We start from the raw sequence: 25,921 nt of genomic DNA on the forward strand, positions 1-25,921 counted from the left end.
AGAGGAAAATGAGCCGTTCATCGTCAAAATGAATAGCTCAACAAACCCATTTACCCTGCTACCGCGATTTTGGCACTCCACTGCTGACCACTGGCCATCAGTAACGGCAGTTGTGCCAACTTTGCTTGCCATTGTGGCTGTTTATCCTGCGGTAAACGGCCATACAGCGCCAAGATAATATCAGTACGACGCTCAAGTTTTGCTATTTGACGAGTAATATCCTGCGCATTCGGTTGCAATAACCAGCGCCGCCACTCTTGATGCCAGGCAAAGAAATGGTTCTTCAAGCGGGTTTCGGTGTCATCAGGCAACAGAATATGCTGCACCAGCGGAAACAGTAATGACACCCCTAAACATGCCCAACACATTATAAAAAAGCGCTGAACATACAGCTCACTTGGAATGTAGTTATTACTGCCGGAGTTGATCATCACCGACATCAGTGACCCGACAACCGCCAACAGCCGGTTAGTGCCGTGCAGCAACCATGCCAGCGGCAAATACACCACTATCAACATAATAATCAGGCCGCTGTCGGTGCCAACACGCGGCATCACTACCACAAAAATCGGGAACAACACCACGCTACCAATAAACAGCGGCAGTAAAAATAACCGTGCCGGTACTTTCTCTGCATACTGTGACATCAGCAGTGAAACGCAGCCCAGCAACACCACCAGATTACCCCCCGGCCAGCCGGTATAACGCCAGATAATCAGGCTCAGCGCACACACCAACCCGACAGCAAATGCACTGAGCAGCGGTGAGTCAACTCCCGCTTTTAACAGGCGGTTTTGCCATTGCCAACGCAGTAAGCTTTTCGAACAGCCCTGACCGGAAACCAGTTGTTTAGCATCTTGCTGCATTAAATCGAGCAGTGAACCGGCTCTGAACGGATACGGCGCTTCCGGTAACGGCTGTTCATCATGTAACGCCTGAATCAGTGCCGATACCCATGCCAGCTCGCCGGATGCTGGCACCGGATATTTTATCCGCCACGCATACAGATGGCGCGCCAACTGCTCAACCCCGTATAACGTGCCGATTGCCCGCTTTTGCGGATCATGCAGCACACGGTAATCACCATAATTACGTGATAACCGAAAACGTAAGGCGCGCAGATCACCGAGCAGCGCGAAAAAGTATTTTGACACTTGTGCCGGAGGCTCACTCAGCCACTGCTGCAATGAATGTAATAGCGCCTTTTGCTGTGCCTGATGGCTGCTGCCGACTTCCAGTGGCCACAAAACATGAAACACATAGATGGTGGTCGCACCGATAAACACACAACCGATACGATCCATCATCACGCTGAAAGAGCTTTCCGGATCTAAAATCGCATAGCTGATCATGATCAGAAAACCGACCATCACCCAGCGCCAGAAATCTTGCCATGCAAAATGGACCAAACTGGCATATGCCAGCAAAATAATACTGAAGCTACAAACCGCAACCAACAGCACAGGCTCTTGAATGAAATTCCAGACAGTAAAAAAGCCCCACACCACGCCTAAAACAGTACCGGCAATACGTTGCCACCAGCGCATTTGCGCCTCACCCACGGTACCCGCTTCCACCATAAGTACACTGGTTGGTGCCCATAACGGGTTATGCATGCCTAACCCCATCGCCAAAAAGAGGCTGAGAATCAGGGCAAATGTCAGGCGCAGTGATCGCCAAAAACGGTGTCGGTTCATCGCTTATTGCTCAGCTTTTAAATTCACCGTGGCAGTCAGGCCCGGTAAAATCTGTAACTCTTCCGGCCGCTGATCAAAGACCACTTTAACCGGAATATTCTGCGCCAAACGCACCCAGTCAAACACTTTAGGCAGATTCGGGATCAAGCTGTTTGCACTGCCCATATCCTGTGGATTAAGCGCACGGCCAATACTGTCTACATGCCCGGCAATGGCACGGTTACCATAAGCCATCAGAGTGATATCAGCCTTCATGCCGGGTTTTATTTTCGCCAGATCGGTTTCAGAAAATGCTCCTTCAACCCACATATGCTCGGCATCTACTTGTGCAATAACCGGTTTACCGGCCTGTGCAAAGTCACCGGCGTGAATATTGACAGACGAGACAAACCCGTCGGCAACCGCATACAAACTGGTTCGGTCTAAATCCAGCTGTGCTTTTGCCAGCGCGACACGTGCAGCCTGCAATAAGGTGTTATTTTTACCCACGATACCCAGTTGAGCCTGTGCTTGAGCCTGCTTACTGCGGGCAGCTTGTAAATCAGACAGCGCAATATTGACATCACGTTGAGCCTGATCGTAACTGCTTTGTGACAGTGTTTTTTGCTGCCACAAACGCTGCACCCGCGATAAATCTTTTTGTGCATATTGATAACGGGTTTGCGCCGCTTCCACACTGGCGCGAGCGTTATTCACCCCTTCTTGAAGCTGCTGAACTTGCTGTTGTGCACTGGCCAGATCAACCTGCGCTTTATCCACTGCCAACTGATAGGGGCGCGAGTCAATACGCAGCAGTAACTGCCCTTTGGTGATCGGCTGGTTATCGGTCACCGCCACCTCAACAATCGCACCGTTTACTTCCGGTGCTAATGAGACAATATTGGCACGAACAACCGCATGACGGGTCTGTGGTGAGCTGGTGTGATACTTATAAGCTCCCACAATCACCAGCAGCGCAACTGCAATAACCCCGAGCGAGACAAAAACCTTACGGCGACGGATATCTACAGACATAATCACTTCTTATATTATTCGTTGAATGAGGCTCACCTGCGGATCAGGCTTATTGATACAGTAAACTGAACAGCGCTAGCAGCGCACAACCGCTAACCCAGAGCACTAAACGGGGATGCCACACGTGGCGTAACCACTGGCGGCGGGAAATAACGCGAATCAACAACGACATAGTGATAAATGCCAGTAAACCCAGCACCACCAAACGCGGAATATAGATGTCAAAAAATACCACATCATGAGCAAGAAACGTATCAGAGAGAAACAGACTCATAGGGGATCACTTGTACTCGTTAACTCATGTTCGATACCGGTCAATACCCGCCGTAACTGCTTCACTACCGCACCAAAATGTGCCGTTTCAAAATCAGTTAATCCGCGATCAACCCGTTGTAAATACAATGGTAATTCAGTAGCCATAAACGCATGCCCAACAGAAGTCAGATGCACATAAACAGAACGACGATCATCGGGATTCACTTGCCGTTCAACCATGCCCTGCCCCTCTAAAATCCCCAGTTGCTTGGTGATAGACGCACGCGCCACCCCCAGAATTTCAGCTAAATCACTCGGCAAAAGCGCATGTTCCGGCGTAACAAACAGTACGCGCAGGATATAAAAACGCCCCGCCTGCTGGCCCGACAGCTCTGCTATCTTTACTAAGCCTAGACGTAATTTGTCGATCTCTTCAAAAAAATCTATTGATAAGCGAATACGCTCTAGATCCAGTGTCGGAAGGTGTTTCTCGCAATAATTTAATGTTAAACGATGTTGTGTTGTCACGCGCTCACCTCACAATAAGCCCTTTGCAGATACCTTATAGTATGCCGCAACATTGACCTGATGACGCCCAATGCAACAAAGCTCACACAGCTTGTTGGTTTTGATTATAGTTAGCCAGCTAACTAACAGCAAGACATAGATCACATAAAAACAAGTTTTGATACAAAGCAGCAGCGCCCCGAGAGGCATGTTAAGATGACCAGATAATTGACTACTACATACCACTAGTGACCTATGCGCATACCACGTATTTATCACCCTCATCATATAGAGATCGGGCAAACTGTTGCACTATCAGAAGATGCCGCCAACCATGTCGGGCGCGTACTGCGCATGCGGGTTGGCGATCAACTCGCGCTGTTTGATGGCAGTAATCAGGTGTTCAGTGCCAGCATCACCGAAAACAGCAAAAAACAGGTGCAGGTGAATATCACCGCCCAGCACGCTGATGACCGTGAGTCCCCTTTGCAACTGCATCTTGGGCAGGTGATCTCACGCGGTGAAAAAATGGAGTTCACCATTCAAAAATCGGTCGAACTGGGCGTGAACGTGATCACTCCACTGATTTCTGAGCGTTGCGGCGTTAAACTCGATGCCGAGCGAATGGAAAAAAAAATTCAGCAGTGGCAAAAAATTGCTATTGCCGCCTGTGAACAGTGCGGGCGTAATACCCTGCCACTGATTCGCCCACTGATGAAACTTGAACAGTGGTGTGCCGAAGAAGATGGCAGCTTAAAGCTGAATTTGCACCCGCGCGCGCGCTACAGCATCAATACGCTGCCTGCGCTGCCACCGGCTGGTGTACGTTTACTGATTGGCCCCGAAGGTGGGTTGTCGGCAGAAGAAATTAGCATGACAGAGACCTATCAGTTTACCGAAACGCTGCTCGGCCCGCGAGTATTACGCACGGAAACCGCGGCGCTTACCGCGATTACTGCACTACAAGTTCGCTTTGGCGACCTCGGTTAAGTTAAGGAGTACATATGATCAAGTTGGGTATCGTGATGGACCCGATTGCGGACATCAACATCAAAAAAGACTCTAGCTTTGCGATGCTGCAAGAAGCACAAGCACGCGGTTATCAGCTGCACTATATGGAAATGGCGGATCTCTATTTAGAGAGCGGCGAGGCCAAAGCCCGCACCCGCACGCTGACCGTACAAAACGATAAACAGCACTGGTATGATTTTGGCACCGAACAGCAGATTGCACTGGGCGATCTTGATGTTATTTTGATGCGTAAAGACCCGCCATTTGATACCGAATACATCTACGCCACTTATATTCTCGAACGTGCCGAAGAGATGGGCACGCTGATTGTCAATAAGCCACAAAGTCTGCGCGATTGTAACGAAAAACTGTTCACCGCATGGTTTCCTGAACTCACACCGACCACGCTGGTTAGCCGCAGTGCCGAGATGATCCGTACCTTCCATCAAAAGCATGGCGATATAATCCTTAAGCCTCTTGATGGTATGGGCGGCACCTCTATTTTTCGCGTGAAAGAGAACGATCCTAACTTGTCGGTTATTATCGAAACCCTGACTCACTATCAGCAAAACTACTGTATGGCACAGACTTTTGTTCCGGCCATTACTGACGGTGACAAGCGAATTTTAGTGGTAGATGGTGAACCCGTTCCGTACTGCTTAGCGCGTATCCCTAAACAGGGTGAAACACGCGGAAATCTGGCAGCCGGTGGCCGTGGTGAAGCGCGCCCACTGACCGAATCAGACTGGCATATCGCCCGTACTGTGGCACCGATTTTAAAGCAAAAAGGGCTGATTTTTGTCGGTATTGACGTTATCGGCGATAAACTCACCGAAATCAACGTCACCAGCCCGACCTGTATCCGCGAAATTGAAGCGGCGTTTCCTGTTTCAATTACAGGTATGTTGATGGATGCCATAGAAGCCCGCATCGCGCAATAATCGGCTTAATCATGAGTAATAACCTGCGCAATAGCCGCAAAAATGCAGCAAAAATGCAGGAAAAATCAGGCGAAACCGGTTAGACCCTTCGCCTGATCTCAATCCGAAATCATCATCCAACAGGTGACTTCCCCCCCACAGCGCGGCATACTGCCCGCTGTTTTGACTACAAGCGAACCCGACAAACAATGAACTTGCAGAACCATTTTCTTGTTGCCATGCCGGGCATGCAAGACCCGTTTTTCAAAAAATCCGTTATTTATATCTGTGAACATTCAGAAACTGACGGTGCAATGGGCATTGCCCTGACCCGTACCGCCGAGATGACCATTGAAGAGATGCTAACTCAGATTGAAATCACCCCTGAACCGCGTGATATGAGTAAACGTCTCGACAGGCAAGTGCTTGCCGGCGGGCCGATAGCCCCTGATCGCGGATTTATCCTGCATACGCCATCTGATAAATTTGACTCCAGTTTGCAACTTGCCCCTGAGGTGATGATCACCACCTCGGGTGATATTTTGCACACCCTCGGAACAGCCGAACAGCCAGAGCAAGTGCTGGTTGCAGTGGGTTATGCGGGCTGGGAGAAAGATCAGCTCGAAGCCGAGATCAAAGAGAATGCATGGCTGATTGTTGATGCTGACCCCGATATTTTGTTCAATACCCCAATCAGTGAGCGCTGGCAAACCACTGCCAAAAAACTGGGTATTGATATTCGCCAGATAGCACCGCAAGCAGGTCACGCATGAGCCGTACAATGATGGCATTTGATTTCGGCACCAAAAGTATCGGTGTTGCAATCGGGCAAGAGATTACCGCCACCGCAAGGCCGATAGCCTCGCTAAAAGCCCGCGACGGTATTCCAGATTGGGCGCAGGTAGAAAAGCTGCTCAAAGAGTGGAAACCCGATTTGGTGGTGGTCGGCTTACCGCTGAATATGGATGGTACAGAACAACCGGTGACTGCACTTGCCCGCAAGTTTGCCAACCGGATTCATGGCCGATTTGGGCAAGCTATTGCGTTGCATGATGAACGGCTATCCACCGTTGAGGCACGTTCTCACCTGTTTTCACACGGAGGTTACCGCGCACTTGATAAAGGCCGCGTTGATGCTACTTCAGCTAGCGTGATTTTAGAGAGCTGGTTTGAGCAAAACTTGGGGTAATTCCCATCCAACGGCGCTACCTCCCACTCCCAATAAGCCATTGGTCTTATCCAGTGGCTTAAAACCCAATCAGGTTATCCCAAATCAACCGTGACGTTATCAAAGGTATTTTGCGAAAAATCCTCATCACCGTTACTGCGGATCTGTAAGCGTAAATCGTTCGCTGACTCAGCATAGTGAATAGCATCGGTATAGCTAATTAACCCACAGCGATACAGCTCATACAGTGATTGGTCAAACGTGCACATCCCTATTTCACTGTTACGGGCCATCACCTCTCGCAGCTCAAATAGCTGATTTTTACGCAGCAAATCTGTCACCCGTGGCGTATTGATCAAAATCTCATGCACCAGCAAACGCTTACCCTGCGCAATCCCCGGCACCAACTGCTGGCCAATAATCGCCCGTAGGTTATTGGATAAATCAAACAAAAACGCTTCACGGCTACTTTCGGGGATCATATGCACCATCCGCTCTAATGCTTGGCTGGCATTGTTTGCGTGCAGTGTGGCAATACACAAATGGCCGGTCTCGGAAAATGAAACCGCATGCTGTAGGGTATCGCGCGCCCGGATCTCCCCCACCTGAATCACATCAGGCGCTTGGCGCAGTGCATTTTTAAGCGCAATCTCATAACTGTCGGTATCCATCCCGACTTCGCGCTGTGTAACCAAACAGCGTTTATTCGGGTGGATGAACTCTATTGGGTCTTCAACCGTCAGAATATGCGCCTGATCATACTGATTACGGTAGCCCAGCATGGCTGCCAGTGTGGTTGTTTTACCGCTGCCGGTTGCCCCCACCACCAAAATTAACCCCTTACGGGTCATCGCCAGCTCACCGACTAACGGCGGTAAGCCCAACTCATCAATCGTCGGGATATCGGTGCGGATATGGCGAATCACCATACCCGGCAGTTCACGCTGCCAAAAACCCGAAACCCGAAAGCGGCCAAACGGCCGTACCAGTGCCATATTGCCTTCTTTCAAGCGGCAATATTCCAAAAACCGGTCAGGCCCCATTGCCGCGCCCACCAGCTCGGTAACGGTATTTATATCCAGTGGCTCACCATAGGCATTCAGCTCATGGTTGATACGCAACTGCGCGGCAACATCAACGGAAATGTACAGGTCTGATGCCCCGCAGCGCAGCATCTCTTGCAGTAAATCATCCAGCGAAACCATGCCCCATAACCCCCGCGCTACTGTTGTTATAGCTGCCGCTGTTACCGTTATTGATACCATCCATCAGCGAATTCATCTTGCGCTGTGCCTCTTCCTGACGGATAACGCCTTGGCTGACCAGCGTGGTTAACGCTTGCTCTAGCGTTTGCATACCCTGCCGCGAGCTGGTTTGCAAAATTGAGTAAATCTGATGAATTTTATCTTCACGGATCAGGTTACGAATCGCCGGTGTACCCAGCATAATTTCATGTGCCGCCACCCGACCACCGCCTTCTTTACGCAGCAATACCTGCGAAATCACCGCTTTCAGTGATTCAGACAACATCGCCCGCACCATATCTTTTTCCGCACCGGGAAACACATCCACAATACGGTCAATGGTTTTAGCCGCCGAACTGGTGTGCAGCGTACCAAAGACCAGATGCCCGGTTTCAGCAGCCGTTAATGCTAAGCGGATAGTCTCTAGATCACGCAACTCCCCCACTAAAATAACATCAGGGTCTTCACGCAGTGCCGAGCGCAACGCAGCGCTGAAGCTGTGGGTGTGCCGATGCACCTCACGCTGATTAACCAAACATTTATTACTGGTATGGATAAACTCTATCGGGTCTTCAATGGTTAGCACATGGTGGTGTTGGTTCTGATTCACATAATTGACCATCGCCGCCAGCGTGGTTGACTTGCCCGAACCGGTAGGGCCGGTTACCAGCACCAAGCCGCGTGGTTGCATGGCAATATTCCGAAACACTTCAGGCGCGTTTAATTGGTCTAATGTTGGTATATCTGTGGGAATAGTACGAAGAGCGGCCGAAATGCCGCGCTGCTGCTGGTAGGCATTGACCCGGAAACGGCCAATACCGGCCAGTTCAAATGAGAAATCAAGCTCCATCTCGGTTTCGAAATCTCGGCGCTGCACATCATTCATAATGTCATACACCAGACGACGCACTTCGCGCCCGTCGAGAGAAGGCATATTAACGCGACGCACTTCACCATCAACACGAATCAACGGCGGATTACCCGCAGAAAGGTGCAGATCCGAGGCATTATGCTTTACACTAAAAGCCAACAGTTCTGTGATATCCATTTCATTTCCTTGAAAACAATAGCATGCGAAATATTAAAGAAAACCTACACACGATGAATCAACAAATTGCCGCTACCGCTGTAAAATGCGAGCGGCATCCAGAATCTGTCACATTACTGGCAGTGAGCAAAACTAAACCCGTGAGTGCGGTACAAGAAGCCATTGCCGCCGGACAACGGGCATTTGGGGAAAATTATGTGCAAGAGGGGGTGGATAAAATCGCTTTCTTTGCCACCGAACCGGAAGGGGCAGAACTTATCTGGCACTTTATCGGCCCGCTGCAAAGCAACAAGAGCCGTTTGGTGGCCGAAAATTTTGACTGGATGCACACCGTTGATCGCGCCAAAATCGCCCAACGCCTGAACGAACAGCGCCCGGCCGACAAAGCGCCGTTAAATGTGCTGATTCAGGTCAATGTCAGCCAGCAGGCCAGTAAATCAGGGGTCGATTTTGCCCAAATTCAGCCATTGGCCGATCTGATCGCCACATTACCGCACTTACAGCTGCGCGGGCTGATGACTATCCCTGAAGAAACCGCCACCTATGATGAGCAGTATGCCGAGTTTGCACGCCTGCAGGCGGCATTTGAACGGCTGAAACTGACCCATCCAGACATTGATACGCTCTCTATGGGGATGAGCGGAGACCTTGATGCCGCCATTGCAGCAGGCAGTACGCTGGTTCGTATTGGTACCGCAATTTTTGGTGCCAGAGAGTATCTGGTATAGGTTCACTAACATACAGCAACCGCGCCATACAAAAGCATAAAAACAACAAGGAGTTATTGAGATGACAAAGGAACGGGACTATCCAAATATTGCGTTTTTAGGCGCAGGAAATATGGCGCAAGCAATCATTGCTGGCCTGTGTAAAGCAGGTTATCCACCCCAAGCCATTTGTGCAACTAACCGAACCGCACAGACACGCCACCAACTAGGCGAGCGTTACGGTATTCGAACCGATACCTCAAACCTTGATGCTGCCAGCAATGCGCAGGTAGTGGTGTTGGGCGTAAAACCGCAAAATATGGCCGAAGCGTTAATCACTCTGCATGATCTAGATATGCGCGGGAAACTGGTCATTTCACTGGCAGCGGGGATCTCTGTCGCACGCCTGCAACAACTGCTTCCTAGCGCACAGCGTATTATTCGGGTGATGCCGAACACGCCAGCACTACTGGGAGCGGGCATGAGTGGTTTATATGCCGAAAAGTCTGTGACAGATTCTGACCGCTCGTATGCTGAACAACTGCTCGGTGCGGTCGGAAAAATTTGCTGGTTAGAAGCCGAGAGCGACATTAACAGCGTGATTGCCGCATCAGGCAGTGCCCCGGCTTACTTCTTCTTATTTATGCAGGCGATGCAGGCCGAAGCCGAGCAGATGGGATGCTCAGCCGAGATGGCGCGCTTACTGGTACAGCAGGCAGCACTCGGTGCAGCGCGTATGGTTGATGAAAATCCGCAGCTATCACTTGAAGCATTGCGGGCACAAGTCACCTCTAAAGGTGGTACAACCGCTGAAGCAATTCGGGTATTTAACGAAGAACATTTGGCAGAAACTGTTGCCAAAGCTATGCAAGCCGCGGTAAAACGCGCACAGGAAATGGAAAAACTATTTTAATTATCTTAACTGCAAGGCGTAGCGATGCAATCTTTAACTTTTTTGCTCAGTACCTTTATTGATTTGTACGTGTTTATTCTGCTGCTGCGCGTCTGGATGCAGGCCGCACGCGTTGATTTTTATAATCCGTTCTCACAATTTGTTGTCAAAGCGACTCAACCGATTGTCGCACCACTGCGCCGCCTCATTCCGGGTATCGGCGGCTGGGATATCGCTACACTGCTGCTGGTGGTGGTTATTCAGATCATCAAGTTCCCGCTGATTGCAGTAGTGCAAACCGGTGCGGCATTCTGGAGTTCAGGCTATCTGCTGCTTGGCGTGCTAGCAACGGTAAAAGCCATCGGTAAGATGATCTTTTGGGTGTTGCTCATCCGCGCACTGCTCAGTTGGGTCAGCCAAGGCCGCAGCCCGATGGATTACGTGCTGTTCCAGCTGACTGAGCCTCTGCTTGCTCCGCTGCGCCGCATTTTACCACCAATGGGTGGGCTGGATCTGTCGGTGATGTTGCTGTCAATTATCCTGATTGCACTGAACTATCTGGGTACTGATCTGTTCGGCTTCATCTGGCTGCAACTGTGAGTACAGCGCCACACGCTGCTGTACAGCAGGATATCCACAATGAGGCGCTGATTCTGCGCCTCTATATTCAGCCGAAAGCCAGCCGTGACCAGATAGTCGGGCTGCACGGTGAAGAGCTGAAAATTGCGATCACCGCGCCGCCGGTTGATGGAAAAGCCAATGCGCATCTGACCAAGTTTTTATCGAAACAGTTTCGCGTAGCCAAAGGGCAAATTTGTATCGAAAAAGGCGAACTGGGCCGGCATAAACAGGTCAGAATAGCGCAGCCGCAGCAGATCCCCCCTGAGATAGAAAAACTGCTACTCTCTGACTGAGTATTCGCTGATGGTTGACTTAAGCCATCGGTGATTAAAACTACCGACTAATAATGCACGTGTTTCACGGAGGAAACGGATGCTGATTTCACCCAAACTCACCACTAACTGTCGTATACATCACAACAGCGCAAGTACTGGGATATTACAAAGAGTACGCCATGTTATCAGTCAACTGCTGTACGTTGTGTTTGCCGGTACGCTGCTGTTCGTTGGCCCATTTGCCCATGCCGAGCAACAGCAGCAAGTCGGCGGCCTTGAAGTGCATTACAGTGCCTTTCCCTCAACATTGCTCAGCCCGGCTATTGCTACACAATATGGCCTAACCCGTAGCGCCTACCGTATTATTCTCAATGTGACGGCGCTTGATCCCAATAAAGCAGGAAAACCGGCGCAAGCCATTGCCCTGAGCGGTACGGCACAAAACCTGATTGGCAATACCCGTGAACTGAATTTTCGCAGCATTCAAGAGGGTGAAGCGCACTACTATCTGGCGGAAATTCCGGTCGTCAACGAAGAGACTTACCGTTTCTCACTGCAAATCAGCCGCCCCAAAAACAGCCAAGAAACATTCAATGGCGGCACATTGCAATTCCAGCAGACCTTCTATACTGATCAATAACCTTTTTCTTCACCAACAATAGCTGACAGTCGGCTTGCGGCGCGTTACCCTTTCTGAAATCAATTTTTCAGTCAGAATACAGGATTTTGTGATGCAAAAAGTGGTATTAGCAACCGGTAATCAGGGCAAAGTACGTGAAATGGCCGATCTGCTGGCCAGCTTCGGTCTGGATGTCATCGCACAAAGCGAGTTTGGCATAGAGTCTGCCGAGGAAACCGGCCTGACATTTATCGAAAATGCCATTTTAAAAGCACGCCATGCCAGCCGCCTGAGCGGATTACCCGCCATTGCCGATGACTCCGGCCTTGCCGTGGATGCACTCGGCGGCGCTCCGGGGCTATATTCAGCACGTTACGCCGGTGAAAATGCCAGTGACACTGACAACCTGAACAAGCTGCTGACGGTAATGGCTGATATTCCAGACGCTGAACGACGTGCCCGTTTTCACTGTGTGCTGGTCTATCTGCGCCATGCAGAAGACCCGACACCGCTAGTTTGTCATGGTCAGTGGGAAGGTGTTATTACCCAACAGGCTGCCGGACAGGGTGGTTTTGGTTACGATCCGATCTTCTTTATCCCAGAATTAGGCTGTACGTCTGCTGAACTGCCGGCTGAACAGAAAAAAGCGGTTTCGCACCGTGCAAAGGCACTGCAAAAACTACGGGAAGCCATGGCTCATGCTTGAGTTACCTCCGCTCAGTTTGTATATCCATATTCCGTGGTGCGTGCAGAAATGCCCGTACTGTGATTTTAACTCGCACGCTCTCAAAGAGGGGCTGCCAGAAGCTGAATACATTGAGCACCTGCTCAATGATCTGCGCGCAGATTTACCGCTGGCGGGTGGGCGCACGGTAAGCACTATTTTTATCGGTGGCGGTACTCCTAGCCTGCTGTCAGCCGAAGCGATGCAACAACTGCTCGATGGTGTACGGGCGCTGATTCCAGTCGCCCCCGATGCCGAAATCACCATGGAGGCCAACCCCGGAACGGTAGAAGCGGATCGGTTCACTGGTTATCAGCAGGCTGGCATCAACCGTATCTCTATCGGCGTGCAAAGTTTTTCCAGTGAAAAACTGCAACGTCTTGGGCGGATACATGGGCCGGAAGAGGCTGTGAGAGCGGCAACATTGGCCACCCAGCTAGGGCTGCGCAGCTTTAACCTTGATCTGATGCACGGTCTGCCCGACCAGACTCTCGAAGAGGCGCTGAGCGATCTGCAACACGCTATCGATCTGGCCCCGCCGCATATTTCGTGGTATCAGCTGACCATTGAACCCAATACCTTGTTCAATTCACGCCCACCAACGCTGCCAGACGAGGATATGCTGTGGATGATTTTTGAGCAGGGCCATGCCTTACTGACAGCCGCAGGTTACGAGCAGTACGAGATTTCCGCCTATGCCAAGCCAGGATACCAGTGTCAGCACAATCTGAACTACTGGCGTTTTGGTGACTACATTGGCATTGGTTGTGGCGCGCATGGGAAATTTACTTTTGGTGATGGGCGCATTCTACGCACGGTAAAAACACGGCATCCACGCGGTTACATGCAGGGCCGCTATGTTGATAATCACAGCCCAGTACCGGAAAATGATCGGCCATTTGAGTTTTTCATGAACCGTTTCCGATTACTCGAACCCGCGCCACGGGCTGATTTTCCACTATTCACCGGCCTGAGTGAACAGAGTGTGCGACCGGCACTTGATCAGGCGATCCGCTCGGGTTATATCGTTGAAACTGACAGTGCGTGGCAACTCACCGAGCACGGCAAGTTATTCTTAAACTCGCTATTAGAGCTGTTTTTGATGCCTGATGAGATTTAGTTTCTCACTTTAGTTTATTACTGTGGTTTATTGACCTTAACGTTAATATCACAGTCAGTAGGCTAGCAATAAGCCTGATACGCACCTCAAGTGCCGTATCAGGCTTATTCTTATACCACTATAATCATATCCAGCTATCACACCTTAGCAATCAACTCACCCATTCTAAACAGGCAATAATCCCCTTCAGGAATCGGCTGCCAAACTTCATCATGGGTAAGCGGCAGTGTCGCTATCAAAGTGACCACATCATTGGCAGTGGTCTCTTGCTGAAAGTCGATCACTACATCTTCATCGAGCAGCGTGGCACGGCCAAACGGCGCGCGACGGGTTAGCCAGTGCAAACGGGTTGAGCAAAAGGCCATCACAAATTCGCCGTCAGAGAGCAGCATATTAAACACGCCGAGGCCTTTTAACTGCCCGCACAACTTCGCGATATACGCAAACAGCGCAGGCCACTGGTTAAATGCTGGATCTGCCGGTGAATCTGCCCCCACTGCCGAGGCATAGCGCAATTCAAGCTGATTGAGCAGCCAGCAAAATGCATACTCACTGTCGGTATCACCCACTGGACGATGGCGGCCGGTCGGCAGTTGAGCAAAATCGGTTAACTGGCCGTTGTGGGCGTAAGTCCAGTAACGCCCCCATAACTCACGGGTAAACGGGTGAGTATTTTCCAGTGAAACAGGACCACTGTTAGCCTGACGAATGTGTGCCACCACTGCGCAAGATTTAATCGGGTAATCCTGCACCAATTGCGCAATTCGCGATTGCGCACTAGGCAGTGGATCTTTAAACGTGCGAAAGCCACGCCCCTCGTAAAAGGTGATCCCCCAGCCATCTTTATGCGGGCCGGTTTGCCCACCGCGCTTGGCTAGCCCCGTGAAGCTAAAGCAAATATCGGTCGGTACATTGGCGCTCATCCCGAGCAATTCACACATCAGCCACTCCTTTTATACCGCAAGCGCTTATTCAGCCGCGGCCATTTCCTTTTCAATCAGCTGAATCATAATATGGATCACCTTGATGTGGATCTCCTGAATGCGGTCGGCATAACCAAAGTGAGCCACCCGCACCTCAACATCCGCACTGCCTGCCATTTTCCCGCCATCTTTACCGGTTAATGTCAGTACTTTCATACCTTTAGCACGCGCAGCAGCAATCGCTTTAATGATATTAGCTGAATTGCCAGAGGTTGAGATCCCGAGCAGCACATCTCCTTCACGCCCAACCGCCTCTACATAGCGTGAAAAAACATGATCGTAACCAAAATCATTCCCCACACAGGATAAATGGCTCGGATCAGAGATAGCAATTGCCGGATAACCAGGGCGGTTTTCACGGTAACGGCCTGTCAGCTCTTCAGCAAAATGCATTGCATCACAATGTGAGCCGCCATTACCGCATGACAACACTTTACCGCCAGCACGAAACGAATCTGCAATCAGCGTGGCTGCCGCTTCAATACTGGCGATATTGGCTTCATCGGCCAAAAAATCATTCAGAACCGTGTTCGCTTCATTGAGCTCATTGCGGATCAAATCATGGTACATCGGAAAACCTCTCTCATTATTTTCAGCACAAAATGACAGCTGATATGTAGGGCTTAACAGGGCAAGCGCTGCAAGCAAGGTAACACTGCAAACAATTCGTAATCACGCAAATCATCCGCATCATAGTGGCAGTGTACCCAATCTGTAAAAAAGGGAGAAGAAAAGTCAGCTCCCCGTATCAGAAACTTGCCCAGCGCACAGTTTATGTAATCGAAATGTAAACGACTTGATGAATATCATTATTTGGTCTAAAACAGATCACAAGAGTCAGGTCAGACCTCTGACCTAATCGAACCTTATGAGCTGTACCGGATGTTGGCTCACTTTTTTGTCTCTCAAGCCCCTGACTTCAAGGAGCGATCATGGCATTACTACTCACGTTACTGTTTTTTATCGGTATTTTTGGCCTGCTGGCTTACCACCGAATCAAACTTTATCAGTCAGCACTGATTTTAGCGGCCTGTGCACTGCTGACCATTCCCTTACAGCTAATTTCGCTCTGGGTATGGCTGCCGGTCTTGCTGGTTATCGGTGTTGTAAACATCGCCCCTTTGCGCCGCCGAATGTTCAGTTTACCGGCACTGAAAGCCTTTCAGCGCATCATGCCAAGCATGTCAAAAACCGAGCAAGAGGCGCTCGATGCCGGAACAACATGGTGGGAAGGTGAACTGTTTCGCGGGAAACCTGACTGGTCAGTGTTGCATGCCTATCCGGCTCCTACGCTAAGTGATGAAGAGCAGGCCTTTCTCGACGGGCCGGTCAACACGCTGTGCCAGATGACCAATGATTTTCAGATAACCCATGAGCTGGCAGACCTACCACCCGAAATCTGGCAGTACCTCAAAGATCAGCGTTTTTTTGCCATGATCATTCAAAAACAGTATGGGGGATTGGCTTTTTCTGCCCATGCCCAGTCACTGGTTTTGCAAAAACTGGCAGGGGTTTCCAGCGTATTGGCCTCAACCGTGGGCGTGCCCAATTCACTCGGCCCCGGAGAGCTGCTGCAACACTACGGTACGCAGGCACAAAAAGATCACTATCTGCCACGCCTTGCCCGTGGTGAAGAGATCCCCTGTTTTGCCCTGACTAGCCCAGAAGCCGGATCAGATGCCGGTGCGATACCCGATACCGGCATCATCTGCCGCGGTACATGGCAAGGCGAAGAGATCTTAGGCATGCGCCTAACATGGAACAAACGCTATATAACACTCGCACCTGTCGCAACGGTGCTCGGATTAGCCTTTAAGTTGTACGATCCCGAGCATTTATTGGGGATCACCGAAGATTTAGGCATTACCTGCGCTCTGATCCCCACGGATACCGCGGGCGTACAGATTGGTCGCCGCCACTTTCCACTGAATATTCCGTTTCAAAACGGGCCAACACAAGGGCAGGATGTCTTTGTACCGCTCGACTATATTATTGGCGGCCAAGCCATGGCCGGACAAGGCTGGCGTATGCTGATGGAGTGCCTCTCGGTCGGGCGCGGCATTACCCTGCCTTCCAATACCACCGGCGGAACAAAAAGCGCAGCACTGGCTACCGGCGCATACGCACGGATCCGCCGCCAGTTCAAAATGCCGATTGGCTACATGGAGGGTATAGAAGAGCCGCTCGCCCGAATTGCGGCACACACTTATGTACTCGATGCCGCCGCCACCCTGACCACCACCGCCATTGATTTGGGCGAAAAACCAGCCGTGATCTCCGCGATAGTGAAATACCACTGCACCCACCGCGCACAGCGTTGCGTTATTGATGCGATGGATATCGTCGGCGGAAAGGGGATCTGCATGGGGCCGAATAACTTTCTGGCCAGAGCCTATCAAGGTGCACCCATTGCCATTACGGTTGAAGGGGCAAATATCCTTACCCGTAGCATGATTATCTATGGGCAAGGCGCAATTCGCTGTCATCCGTATGTACTGGCTGAAATAAATGCGGCCAAAGGCAGTGGCTCACTGGCCGTTAAGCAGTTTGATGATGCGCTGTTTGGTCATCTGGGTTTTGCCCTAAGCAATATTGCCCGTACATTCTGGCTGGGGTTAACCGACGGGCGTACCAGCAGCGCGCCCCAACAGGCCCGCACACTAACCCGCTACTATCAGCGTTTAAACCGTTTATCGGCCAACCTTGCACTGCTCTCTGATGTCAGCATGGGTGTACTTGGCGGTAGCTTAAAGCGCCGTGAGCGGCTATCGGCACGGTTGGGCGATCTGCTCAGCTATCTGTTCCTCTCTTCAGCAGCACTCAAACGTTTTGCTGACGATGGTTATCCTGAAGATGATCTCCCCCTGCTGGAGTGGAGCTTGCAAGATAACCTGTATCTGGCCCAGCTCGCTATTGATGAAATATTGCAAAACTTTCCGCAACCGGCCATCGCCAAGGTGCTCAGATTTTGTCTTCTGCCGCTCGGAAAAGCCTACCGCCGCCCGAGCGATCAGCTCGATCACCAACTGGCTCGCATTCTACAAACACCCAGCGCCACCCGCAGTAGGCTCGGGCGTAACCAGTTTTTACAAAATAGCCCACATAACCCTATCGGCCGTTTAGAGCAGGCTTTAGAGGATGTACTGCTTGCCGAAGCCGTAGTCACTCGCCTGCGTCAGGCTACAGGCGAAAACCACCCGCTGATAGCATTGGATAAACTGGCCGAAAATGCGCTGCAAGCCGGCACAATCTCCGCCCACGAAGCCGATCTGTTGCGCCGCGCTGAACAAGGGCGTTTGTATGCCATTAATGTGGATGATTTTGCCCCGCATACCCTAGCGGCATGTTATACCGATAAGAGAGCTAGGCCCGTTTTAGCCGCCGTAACTCACACCGAGGAGGCCGTTTCTTAACCGGTGTCAACAGAGTGCCCTGCTGTCACGATCTCTGCAATATCTGGCCGTGACAGCAGAATAATGCAGCCGGCCTCGCGCTTTTGTTATCCAAAAACTCAGTTATTTAACGGATTACCCATCAGGTGAATAACAGGATATACACTAAGAAAAGCAGCACACTACAGTTTGTACTGTATGCACATACCTTAACATATCTTGTGTACATATCCTGTGCATTGACTATTGAGGCCACATAGAAAGCAAAATATCGAGGGAGCAGATCATGATACGTCAGCCAGCGGAAAATAGGCGAATACACCTACTGCGCGCGTCATCAGGCGTGAAAAATACCCCATCACACCCTGTTCACGCCTATCAAGTGCAGCAACATGCCGAGCCGCAATCAGCCGCCCAGCAAGCCGCCTATCAGCACACCTGTTATCGCCATAGCCAGCGAGCACTCTCTACGCATCCAACACTGACCTTGGTCGCGGGTATGGTTCGTCACCGCCACCCGCGCTACGTGCATACCTTTCAACAGGGAAAAGCACGCTGGTATCATATGCCAGTCAGCACCAGTCAGAGGCAACAAATCTCAGCCGTCATGATGTCGGCAATTCGTTACTGTGCCATTGCTGTGCCCAGCGCTGACATGCGGGTACAAAAAATACACACTATTTATCCGGTCATCAGCATTCGCCTTGTGCCACGCGATCAGCTTACCGCCGAACAGACCGGCAGCTATAAAGAGCACACCCCGACAGAAAAACAGTACTGGCTGTTTGAACTCGGTGAAGCACAACCGTTGCCGCACGCCATCACCAAGCCGAGCACCACCGACTTTAGCTTTAAACTGACCGACTATTTGGCCTTACAGAGCAAAACCACATGGCAGCATCTGCCGCCAGCGCCTTCAGCCCAGAGCATCAATTTGATGGAGATACACCGCTAAAATTAGGCCAGTTGCTGGGAAACAAAACAAAATATTACAGGATAGACAAAAAAAGGGGCGCTAAAGCGCCCCTTAAAAATTAACGTGCAATTTCACTGTAATGATGTTCTTGATAATTCTGTACCAGATAGCTGTTCACTATATCGTTGAATGCGATCCAGTGCGGGGTTTTCTGGTGTGCAGCCAGCACTTCTTTGTTATCCCAGTATTCGATCAGTGCATACTGGTTTGCCTGTGCCGCATTGTTCCACAGCTGATAAAAAGTACAGCCATCTTCCTTGTTAGATTCCGTGACCATGGTATTCAGCAGGGCAAGAAAATCAGTTTTCTTTTCTGGTTTTACGGTAAAAAATACATTCAGAGTGATCATATCATTCTCTTTTTTATCTATGTGAATGAAGCCATCAAACAAACTCAAAGGGTCACACTGAAACAGTGTCATCCTGATTCAACCAGGTTCCCTTCTGAATAAGCTCAATCTGGTGGCCATCGGGATCGGTCACAAAAGCAATTACCGTGCGTCCATGCGCCATAGGGCCGGCATTTCGTATAACTCGGTAGCCCAAATCTTTACACCGTTGACAAATGGCATAAATATCGTCCACCTCGATGGCAATATGGCCAAAATAATCACCATGCTGATATTCATCGTTATCCCAGTTGTGGGTCAGCTCAACCGCTGCCTCCTCCGCTTCCGACCGATAGCCCATAAAGGTCAGGGTAAAACGCCCCTGCACAAAGGTATTCTGTCGTAGCATCTGCATATCCAGAACCTGCTGGTAAAAGGCAACTGACGCATCGAGTGACTTTACCCGCAGCATAGAATGTAAAATCCGCATGATGACTCCTGTTTAAATGTGTGCTCTTGGTACGCGACAGATTCTACGGATTATTATTTTCACTAAAAGTGAAATATAATGAAGAAGACACTCACCAAAAGTGAACATAATGATGAACAACAGCCAACTAGCCGCTTTTTGTAAAGTCGTCGAATCAGAGAGTGTGACCTCAGCTGCGACTCAGCTATTCTGTGTTCCGTCAAATATCACAAAGAAAATCAAAGAGTTGGAAAGCGAATTTGAAGTTATGCTGTTCACTCGTGACCGCAATCGGCTACTGCTTACCCCTGAAGGGCGCACCTTTTACCAGAAAGCCAAGCAGGCGCTGCAACTCGAAGAGCAGGGGCGACGGTTGTTTACTCGTGATCAGTTACGGGGAACGTTGCACATAGGCGCGCTGGATATCGCCCTCAGCCATTACCTACCGGCGCAGATCGCTGCTTTTCGTACTCAACACCGGGATATTCAGCTAAATATCACCCCTGGCTATTCACTCGATCTCGAGTATCAACTGCTCAAGGGGGAACGCGATATCATCTTCTCTGACGGCCCGATTCAGCACCCGCAGTTACAAAGCCAACTGGCCTTCGCCGAAGAATTGGTACTCATCGGGGCTGAATCTGAACCGACACGGTTGAGCCAGCGCGATCTCTATGTGTTCACTCGCCAGTGCCATTATCGGCATCTCATCGACCGCTGGATCAGCCAGCACGCGGTCATCCCGCAAGCGGTGCTGGAGATTGAATCTTACCCGGTGATTTTTGCCTGTGTCCGTGCGGGTTTGGGTTTTGCCCTAGTGCCCAAAAGTCTGGCCGAGAGCGAACATCTAGCCTACTCAGCTCAGCTAGACAGGATCAATTGTGATATCTATGCCATCTGGCGCAGTGCCCATGCCAGCCCGCTACTACAAGATTTCATCCACTCAATCACGGCGTCCTGACACCACGATATTCAGGCAATAAAAAAAGCCCTGAACATATGTTCAGGGCTTTCTCTATATAGTGGCGGAGCGGACGGGACTCGAACCCGCGACCCCCGGCGTGACAGGCCGGTATTCTAACCGACTGAACTACCGCTCCGCGAAACTGGTTGAAGCTTACGCTTCAATTACTCTGCTCTGTTCATTGGGAAGCAAAATAACTTTAGATAACAAAACAACTTTATATAACAAAGCAATTTTAAATTAATTGGCGGAGCGGACGGGACTCGAACCCGCGACCCCCGGCGTGACAGGCCGGTATTCTAACCGACTGAACTACCGCTCCGCGAAACTGGTGTGAAGCTTTTGCTTCGATTACCCTGCTCTGTTCATGGGAAGCAGAATAATTTTAAATTAAGTGGCGGTGTGGACGGGACTCGAACCCGCGACCCCCGGCGTGACAGGCCGGTATTCTAACCAACTGAACTACCACACCGCTCAAATGCTTGCCGTCGCAAGCGGGGCGAATATTACGATTCAGACGTTACTCCGTCAACCATTTTTTCTAAAAAAAACAATGAATCGCATTATCTGATGATAAAAACAACAAAAGTGGTTACTCACATCACTTTTTCGCTGAAAAATCGCGCTGCCCCATCTGCATCTGTGCTGAGGCCTGCCGTTGCAACGCCAGCAAAGCTTTACGCCGCTGTATCCGCTTACGCCAGCGCACTCCGCCCCAGATACCCAGCGCAGTCAACAAAGCCAGCAACGAGCCGCCCATCAGCACCCACTGCATACGTTGTATCCCCTGCTGCTGTGAAAGGGAAAACGCCTGTTCCTGATCAGTCAACATTTTCTGCCACTCATCCTGATCGGCTTGTTGCTGCGCTATCAGTGCCTGCTGCTGCTCTCGCACCGCAGCATTCGTCATCACCCGAAAGCGCTGCACAGGCAATAATAACGATAACATGCGCTGATCGGGTGTCTGTAAATACACCCAAGTTTGCAAACTGTAATGCCCTAATTGCGCGCGATAAGGCAACCGTACCTGTACTTTGTACGCCTGTTTTTCTGCCTGTGCCCGATAACCGATAGTTACCGGCGCCTCAGGTAAATGCTCTTCTACCCGCGCCTGCAATGACCCCGCCACCACCTCTTTGGGATCAGCGGTCAATGTCAATACATGCTGCTGCTCGGGTACATGCACCTGCGTAAACAGCACTTTCAGTGGTAACGCTTTTACCTCAACCCACTGCCCTGTTTCCGGTAATGCCAACCCTTCTCCGGTACGCAGTTCAACCCAATAGTGCCCGGTTGGCATAGTGAGCGCCAATTGCTGGCTAAACACACCATCACCGGCCACCCTATCTAACCCTTGCCCGTTATCCTTTAAACTGCCAGCATTGATAGGCGATCCCGTCAACAATTCACGCTTTGCTTTACTGTTGTCAGGCAACGATAACCGCTCTTTTTCAGCCGGTGTTAATTCCCCTAACGGAATAAACACCACATGTAGCGCAGTATTTTCAATGAGCTCTGGTACGGCAAGCCACTGATTTTCCTGTACCAAACGAGCGGTAAATGTTAACTGTTCACGCTGATACAGCGTGGTCGGTAAACGGTCGGCTCGAATTTGAATATCCGAAAATGTTTGCACTTTTAGAACTGTTTGCCCTTCGGCCAGCACTTGCCACGGGCCGATCATTGGCGCAGTAATAGTAATCAATTCATGCGTATCAGAGCGCCACCACTGCACATTGTCTACAGGTTGGCGGGCAAACAACTTGCTGCCATCAGGCTGCACCAGTGTCAGTGGTTCAGAATTACTCTTGCGGGTGACCACAATGGTCAAATGTGCCGCATCCGTATCAAGGCGAAACCGGTTCGCCAACATGGAAGCTGATGAGGCAGATACAGAAGGCACGCTCTGCGCCAGCAATACAGCAGGAAAAAGCATCAACAGAATACAGCAAAGGCTTAAAAGCGCTTTTTTTGGGGATCTACAGCAGTACCGGTAAAGTGTCGTGCTAAATGCACCATAGTTATACTGAAATTGCCGATACTGCATACCCTCTCCCATTAGCTACGCCACAAACATGAGCCCCCTTTTTTCTCGACCAGATCCAACCGAGACTCGTGTGCTTGTACTTCATCGGCAGATGCACGGATAACCTTTAATGCCAATTCTGCAGAGATAGTGCGCTGTTTCTCTCCACCAAACTCCGCATTAGCCCCTTCTGTTTCGGCAGAAAATGCGAGCGATGTCTGCCCGCCGGTCATCAGCAAATAGACATCGGCCAAGATCTCGGCATCAAGCAATGCCCCGTGCAGTGTACGGTGGCTATTATCTATACCGTAGCGATCACACAATGCATCAAGGTTATTTCGCTTACCGGGGAATATTTTCCGCGCCATCACCAGCGTATCGGTGATCCGGCAGAAAGTATCGGTTTTGCTGATCCCGCGTTTTAGCAGACCAAACTCATAATCCATAAAGCCGATATCAAACGGCGCGTTATGAATAACCAACTCAGCACCGCGGATAAAATTCAGAAAATCATCCGCAACGGCTGCAAACATCGGTTTATCATGCAAAAAAGCATCAGTAATACCGTGAACCGCAATCGCCTCAGGATCAACCAAGCGATCGGGTTTGATATACGCGTGAAAATGCCGCCCCGTTAAACGGCGGTTCACAATCTCTACCGCACCAATCTCAATAATCTTGTGCCCTTCATAGTGCACACCCAGCTTATTCATACCGGTGGTTTCGGTATCTAGTACAACAATTCGGTTCAAATCTGTGCTCATAGCCGTATTTATGTCAGACTTCTGGTTTATGGAAACAACAACCATTCGGCACGTTGCCGCGTGATCATAATGAGTCTACCCATCATGCAAGAGATACAAAAACAGGTAGCACTGTTTACCGATGGATCATGTCTGGGCAACCCCGGCCCAGGCGGTTACGGTATTGTACTGCGTTACCGTCAGCACGAAAAATATGTGAATGCCGGATACCGGCTCACCACCAACAACCGTATGGAGCTGCTGGCCGCGATTGTCGGGCTTGAAATGCTAACCGAACCGTGTCAGGTTTCGGTGACCACTGACAGCCAGTATGTCCGCCAAGGGATCATGAGCTGGATCCATAACTGGAAAAAGCGCGGCTGGAAAACCGCTGATAAAAAGCCGGTAAAAAATGCCGACCTCTGGCAGCGCCTTGATAAAGCTGCCGCAGTACATCAAGTTGAGTGGCTATGGGTAAAAGGCCATGCCGGACACCGTGAAAACGAAATCTGCGATCAGCTGGCCCGTGAAGCGGCTGAAAACCCTACCCTTGATGATACTCAGTATCAGCCGGAGAAGTGATATTCTGGCAAGCCCCTACCGGATAGATCACCCGTGAAGGCGCTATATTGCGGGTTGATCCGTTCAGCATCAACGGGATCGTTCGTTTACGTGCCACGATCAACCGCAATCCACTGAGCGCCGGTAAATGTCCGTTGCAAAAATCGCTGAAACCGCCCGTTCCGGTGCGCCACGGGAACGGCATAAAGGCCTCAATATGAATCACCTCATAATTGAGCAAATACAGCCAGTCGGTGATTCGAAACGGGGCAAACATCCGGCATTGATAAGGAAAGCGCCGCCGCAATCGGGGTAAACAGTGCCCAACACCCAGTAAACTGAGTGGGTTACAGTCGATCATGATCAGATAGCCATCATCAATCAGCACCCGATCCACTTCCCGTAACAACGCATGCGGATCACTAGCGTAATCGAGCGTAAAGGCCAACAGTGCGGCATCAAACGTTTTTTGCAAAAAGGGTAAACAATCCACCTCAGCCACAACATTAAGATGCGGCGCTTCCGGCGCTAACGCAACCTGATGAGGTAATTGCGCCGCCGAAGTATCTAAATCAGCACTGAGCGTGCCGAGCTTAAGTAAATGCTGCCCAAAAATCTTGCCCCACCAGGGCGCAAGCTGCGTAGAAATTAACTGCCGATAACGCTCGCCCTGCAAGATCATCGACCAGCTCAGAGGCGGTAATATCACACGAGATGTACGAACAGGACGTATCACTCTATTATCCTCTGTTATGCTTGCCCGCGGTAAGGCATTACTGCAGGAAATATCAGGAGAACATACCATGTTAATCAGCATACCCGCGTTGCAGGATAATTACATCTGGCTGTTTTGTGCCGATAACAAGAATGCGATTATCGTTGACCCGGCGGTAGCAGAGCCGGTAATTGAAGCGCTGACAACGCGGCAACTCAACCTGCAGGCAATTTTTCTTACCCACCATCACCATGATCACACCGGTGGGGTTGCCACGCTCACAGCACGTTACCCTGATGCGCAAGTTTATGGCCCGCAGGAAACACAAAGCAAAGGGGCGAAAACGCTGGTGCACGATGGCGATACTGTTTCGCTGCCCGCGGTTTTACTGCCCACTATCTCGCAACCGATAACTGATTTACAGCCCACAACTGAACTGCTGTGGCAAGTAATTGGCACTCCCGGCCACACACTCGGCCACGTTTGTTACTACAATGCCGAACACGGCATTTTATTTAGCGGTGATACCCTCTTTTCAATCGGCTGCGGGCGGCTGTTTGAAGGCACAGCAGAGCAGATGTATCACTCATTACAAACACTCAGTGCCCTTCCAGCGAGCACCTTAATCTGTTGCGCACATGAATATACGCAAGCCAATTTACGTTTTGCCTGTGCCATTGAACCCGAAAATCTTGCACTGCAAGATTACCAAAAGCAGGTTGAACAGAAGCGACTGGCACAGCAACCTAGCCTTCCGGTCAGCTTAAAAACAGAAAAAGAATTAAACCCTTTTTTACGTTGTGATGATGAAAAACTGAGATCTGCACTGCAAAAAAATGAGGAAATAGGCGAAAATAGTCTATTTTTTGCACGATTACGTGCATTAAAAGACCAGTTTTAACCGATAAGGTTGTCAGCCTATGATTAGATAAGTATTATTGC

General features: G+C 50.4%; 29 protein-coding genes and 3 tRNA genes. 16 read left to right on the top strand and 16 right to left on the bottom strand.

What is annotated here, in order from left to right; translation table 11 throughout:
* Positions 1-50: 50 nt before the first annotated feature.
* Genes AC1HDJ_RS13060 through AC1HDJ_RS13075 form a run of 4 tightly spaced genes read right to left on the bottom strand, consistent with a single transcriptional unit; the run spans position 51 to position 3,494 of the window.
* On the bottom strand, positions 51-1,697 hold the full coding sequence (locus AC1HDJ_RS13060) for an FUSC family protein (protein ID WP_479536157.1): 1,647 nt from the start codon (positions 1,695-1,697) through the stop codon (positions 51-53).
* Between the two features lie 3 nt (positions 1,698-1,700).
* Positions 1,701-2,711, bottom strand: a complete 1,011-nt coding sequence (locus AC1HDJ_RS13065; RefSeq protein ID WP_479536158.1) for an HlyD family secretion protein — start codon at positions 2,709-2,711, stop codon at positions 1,701-1,703.
* A gap of 49 nt (positions 2,712-2,760) precedes the next feature.
* On the bottom strand, positions 2,761-2,985 hold the full coding sequence (locus AC1HDJ_RS13070) for a DUF1656 domain-containing protein (protein ID WP_438622384.1): 225 nt from the start codon (positions 2,983-2,985) through the stop codon (positions 2,761-2,763).
* A complete protein-coding gene (locus tag AC1HDJ_RS13075; protein WP_479536159.1) occupies positions 2,982-3,494 on the bottom strand; it encodes a MarR family winged helix-turn-helix transcriptional regulator in 513 nt (170 codons plus the stop codon). The genes AC1HDJ_RS13070 and AC1HDJ_RS13075 overlap by 4 nt, the downstream gene beginning before the upstream one ends.
* Positions 3,495-3,728: 234 nt before the next feature.
* On the opposite strand from AC1HDJ_RS13075, the gene rsmE reads away from it, so the two are divergent.
* The 4 genes from rsmE (at position 3,729) to ruvX (ending at position 6,593) form a co-directional block, all read left to right on the top strand.
* A complete protein-coding gene (gene rsmE / locus AC1HDJ_RS13080) occupies positions 3,729-4,463 on the top strand; it encodes a 16S rRNA (uracil(1498)-N(3))-methyltransferase (RefSeq protein WP_479536160.1) in 735 nt (244 codons plus the stop codon).
* A gap of 14 nt (positions 4,464-4,477) precedes the next feature.
* On the top strand, positions 4,478-5,425 hold the full coding sequence (gene gshB, locus AC1HDJ_RS13085) for a glutathione synthase (RefSeq protein ID WP_479536161.1): 948 nt from the start codon (positions 4,478-4,480) through the stop codon (positions 5,423-5,425).
* A 188-nt stretch (positions 5,426-5,613) separates the two neighbouring features.
* The gene (locus tag AC1HDJ_RS13090) at positions 5,614-6,177 is read left to right on the top strand and encodes a YqgE/AlgH family protein (RefSeq protein WP_479536162.1); all 564 of its coding nucleotides are present in this window, start codon (positions 5,614-5,616) and stop codon (positions 6,175-6,177) included.
* A complete protein-coding gene (gene ruvX, locus AC1HDJ_RS13095; protein ID WP_479536163.1) occupies positions 6,174-6,593 on the top strand; it encodes a Holliday junction resolvase RuvX in 420 nt (139 codons plus the stop codon). The genes AC1HDJ_RS13090 and ruvX overlap by 4 nt, the downstream gene beginning before the upstream one ends.
* Positions 6,594-6,667: 74 nt before the next feature.
* Here ruvX and AC1HDJ_RS13100 read toward each other — a convergent pair whose 3' ends face one another.
* Positions 6,668-7,777, bottom strand: coding sequence for a PilT/PilU family type 4a pilus ATPase (locus AC1HDJ_RS13100; protein ID WP_479536164.1), 1,110 nt, complete (start codon positions 7,775-7,777; stop codon positions 6,668-6,670).
* Entirely contained in the window at positions 7,761-8,864 is a 1,104-nt protein-coding gene (locus tag AC1HDJ_RS13105) for a type IV pilus twitching motility protein PilT (RefSeq protein WP_479536165.1), read from the bottom strand. Before AC1HDJ_RS13105 ends, AC1HDJ_RS13100 begins: the two co-directional genes overlap by 17 nt.
* 23 nt (positions 8,865-8,887) lie before the next feature.
* Here AC1HDJ_RS13105 and AC1HDJ_RS13110 point away from each other — a divergent pair, with 23 nt between their 5' ends.
* From AC1HDJ_RS13110 to hemW, 7 genes are all read left to right on the top strand, one after another.
* A complete protein-coding gene (locus tag AC1HDJ_RS13110) occupies positions 8,888-9,592 on the top strand; it encodes a YggS family pyridoxal phosphate-dependent enzyme (protein WP_479536166.1) in 705 nt (234 codons plus the stop codon).
* Between the two features lie 61 nt (positions 9,593-9,653).
* Entirely contained in the window at positions 9,654-10,484 is an 831-nt protein-coding gene (gene proC, locus AC1HDJ_RS13115; RefSeq protein ID WP_479536167.1) for a pyrroline-5-carboxylate reductase, read from the top strand.
* Positions 10,485-10,508: 24 nt separating this feature from the next.
* On the top strand, positions 10,509-11,063 hold the full coding sequence (locus tag AC1HDJ_RS13120) for a YggT family protein (RefSeq protein ID WP_479536168.1): 555 nt from the start codon (positions 10,509-10,511) through the stop codon (positions 11,061-11,063).
* Between the two features lie 32 nt (positions 11,064-11,095).
* Entirely contained in the window at positions 11,096-11,377 is a 282-nt protein-coding gene (gene yggU, locus AC1HDJ_RS13125; protein ID WP_438622442.1) for a DUF167 family protein YggU, read from the top strand.
* Between the two features lie 79 nt (positions 11,378-11,456).
* Positions 11,457-11,999 carry a DUF4426 domain-containing protein gene (locus tag AC1HDJ_RS13130; RefSeq protein ID WP_479536169.1) on the top strand — a complete coding sequence of 181 codons (543 nt, stop codon included), beginning with the start codon at positions 11,457-11,459 and terminating at the stop codon, positions 11,997-11,999.
* Between the two features lie 91 nt (positions 12,000-12,090).
* Positions 12,091-12,684, top strand: coding sequence for an XTP/dITP diphosphatase (locus AC1HDJ_RS13135; protein ID WP_479536170.1), 594 nt, complete (start codon positions 12,091-12,093; stop codon positions 12,682-12,684).
* The gene (gene hemW, locus AC1HDJ_RS13140; RefSeq protein WP_479536171.1) at positions 12,677-13,822 is read left to right on the top strand and encodes a radical SAM family heme chaperone HemW; all 1,146 of its coding nucleotides are present in this window, start codon (positions 12,677-12,679) and stop codon (positions 13,820-13,822) included. Before AC1HDJ_RS13135 ends, hemW begins: the two co-directional genes overlap by 8 nt.
* A gap of 137 nt (positions 13,823-13,959) precedes the next feature.
* On the opposite strand, the gene AC1HDJ_RS13145 is transcribed toward hemW, so the two are convergent.
* Positions 13,960-14,763: a class II glutamine amidotransferase gene (locus AC1HDJ_RS13145; protein WP_479536172.1), complete on the bottom strand. Its 804-nt coding sequence runs from the start codon at positions 14,761-14,763 to the stop codon at positions 13,960-13,962.
* A 27-nt stretch (positions 14,764-14,790) separates the two neighbouring features.
* Positions 14,791-15,375: a D-sedoheptulose 7-phosphate isomerase gene (gene lpcA, locus AC1HDJ_RS13150; protein ID WP_479536173.1), complete on the bottom strand. Its 585-nt coding sequence runs from the start codon at positions 15,373-15,375 to the stop codon at positions 14,791-14,793.
* 362 nt (positions 15,376-15,737) lie between these two features.
* Between lpcA and fadE the strand changes: the two genes are divergently transcribed.
* Together fadE and AC1HDJ_RS13160 are read left to right on the top strand one after the other, a co-directional pair.
* Positions 15,738-18,218: an acyl-CoA dehydrogenase FadE gene (gene fadE, locus AC1HDJ_RS13155; RefSeq protein ID WP_479536174.1), complete on the top strand. Its 2,481-nt coding sequence runs from the start codon at positions 15,738-15,740 to the stop codon at positions 18,216-18,218.
* Between the two features lie 265 nt (positions 18,219-18,483).
* On the top strand, positions 18,484-19,152 hold the full coding sequence (locus tag AC1HDJ_RS13160; protein ID WP_479536175.1) for a hypothetical protein: 669 nt from the start codon (positions 18,484-18,486) through the stop codon (positions 19,150-19,152).
* 79 nt (positions 19,153-19,231) lie between these two features.
* Here the strand turns inward: AC1HDJ_RS13160 and AC1HDJ_RS13165 are convergent, their stop codons facing one another.
* Both AC1HDJ_RS13165 and gloA read right to left on the bottom strand, forming a co-directional pair.
* Positions 19,232-19,522, bottom strand: a complete 291-nt coding sequence (locus tag AC1HDJ_RS13165; RefSeq protein WP_479536176.1) for a putative quinol monooxygenase — start codon at positions 19,520-19,522, stop codon at positions 19,232-19,234.
* Positions 19,523-19,574: 52 nt separating this feature from the next.
* Positions 19,575-19,991 (bottom strand): lactoylglutathione lyase, encoded by a 417-nt coding sequence (gene gloA, locus AC1HDJ_RS13170; protein WP_479536177.1) that lies wholly within the window; start codon positions 19,989-19,991, stop codon positions 19,575-19,577.
* Between the two features lie 109 nt (positions 19,992-20,100).
* Here gloA and AC1HDJ_RS13175 point away from each other — a divergent pair, with 109 nt between their 5' ends.
* Positions 20,101-20,931: a LysR family transcriptional regulator gene (locus AC1HDJ_RS13175; RefSeq protein WP_479536178.1), complete on the top strand. Its 831-nt coding sequence runs from the start codon at positions 20,101-20,103 to the stop codon at positions 20,929-20,931.
* Between the two features lie 62 nt (positions 20,932-20,993).
* Here the strand turns inward: AC1HDJ_RS13175 and AC1HDJ_RS13180 are convergent.
* From AC1HDJ_RS13180 to dnaQ, 5 genes are all read right to left on the bottom strand, one after another.
* Positions 20,994-21,070 (bottom strand) — tRNA-Asp (locus tag AC1HDJ_RS13180).
* Between the two features lie 109 nt (positions 21,071-21,179).
* Positions 21,180-21,256: transfer RNA gene (locus AC1HDJ_RS13185), tRNA-Asp, on the bottom strand.
* 73 nt (positions 21,257-21,329) lie between these two features.
* Positions 21,330-21,406, bottom strand: a tRNA-Asp gene (locus tag AC1HDJ_RS13190).
* Between the two features lie 129 nt (positions 21,407-21,535).
* Positions 21,536-22,870: a choice-of-anchor X domain-containing protein gene (locus AC1HDJ_RS13195; protein ID WP_479537929.1), complete on the bottom strand. Its 1,335-nt coding sequence runs from the start codon at positions 22,868-22,870 to the stop codon at positions 21,536-21,538.
* Between the two features lie 122 nt (positions 22,871-22,992).
* Complete coding sequence (gene dnaQ, locus AC1HDJ_RS13200) at positions 22,993-23,724, bottom strand: DNA polymerase III subunit epsilon (protein WP_438630441.1); 732 nt, start codon at positions 23,722-23,724, stop codon at positions 22,993-22,995.
* A 93-nt stretch (positions 23,725-23,817) separates the two neighbouring features.
* Here dnaQ and rnhA point away from each other — a divergent pair, with 93 nt between their 5' ends.
* Entirely contained in the window at positions 23,818-24,285 is a 468-nt protein-coding gene (gene rnhA, locus AC1HDJ_RS13205) for a ribonuclease HI (protein ID WP_479537152.1), read from the top strand.
* Here the strand turns inward: rnhA and AC1HDJ_RS13210 are convergent.
* Positions 24,248-25,000 carry a class I SAM-dependent methyltransferase gene (locus AC1HDJ_RS13210; protein WP_479536181.1) on the bottom strand — a complete coding sequence of 251 codons (753 nt, stop codon included), beginning with the start codon at positions 24,998-25,000 and terminating at the stop codon, positions 24,248-24,250. The two genes, rnhA and AC1HDJ_RS13210, sit on opposite strands and share 38 nt — an antisense overlap.
* A 67-nt stretch (positions 25,001-25,067) precedes the next feature.
* On the opposite strand from AC1HDJ_RS13210, the gene gloB reads away from it, so the two are divergent.
* Positions 25,068-25,880: a hydroxyacylglutathione hydrolase gene (gene gloB / locus AC1HDJ_RS13215; protein WP_479536182.1), complete on the top strand. Its 813-nt coding sequence runs from the start codon at positions 25,068-25,070 to the stop codon at positions 25,878-25,880.
* The last annotated feature ends 41 nt before the right edge of the window (positions 25,881-25,921 follow it).

This window comes from Plesiomonas sp. ISS29, assembly GCF_056522795.1.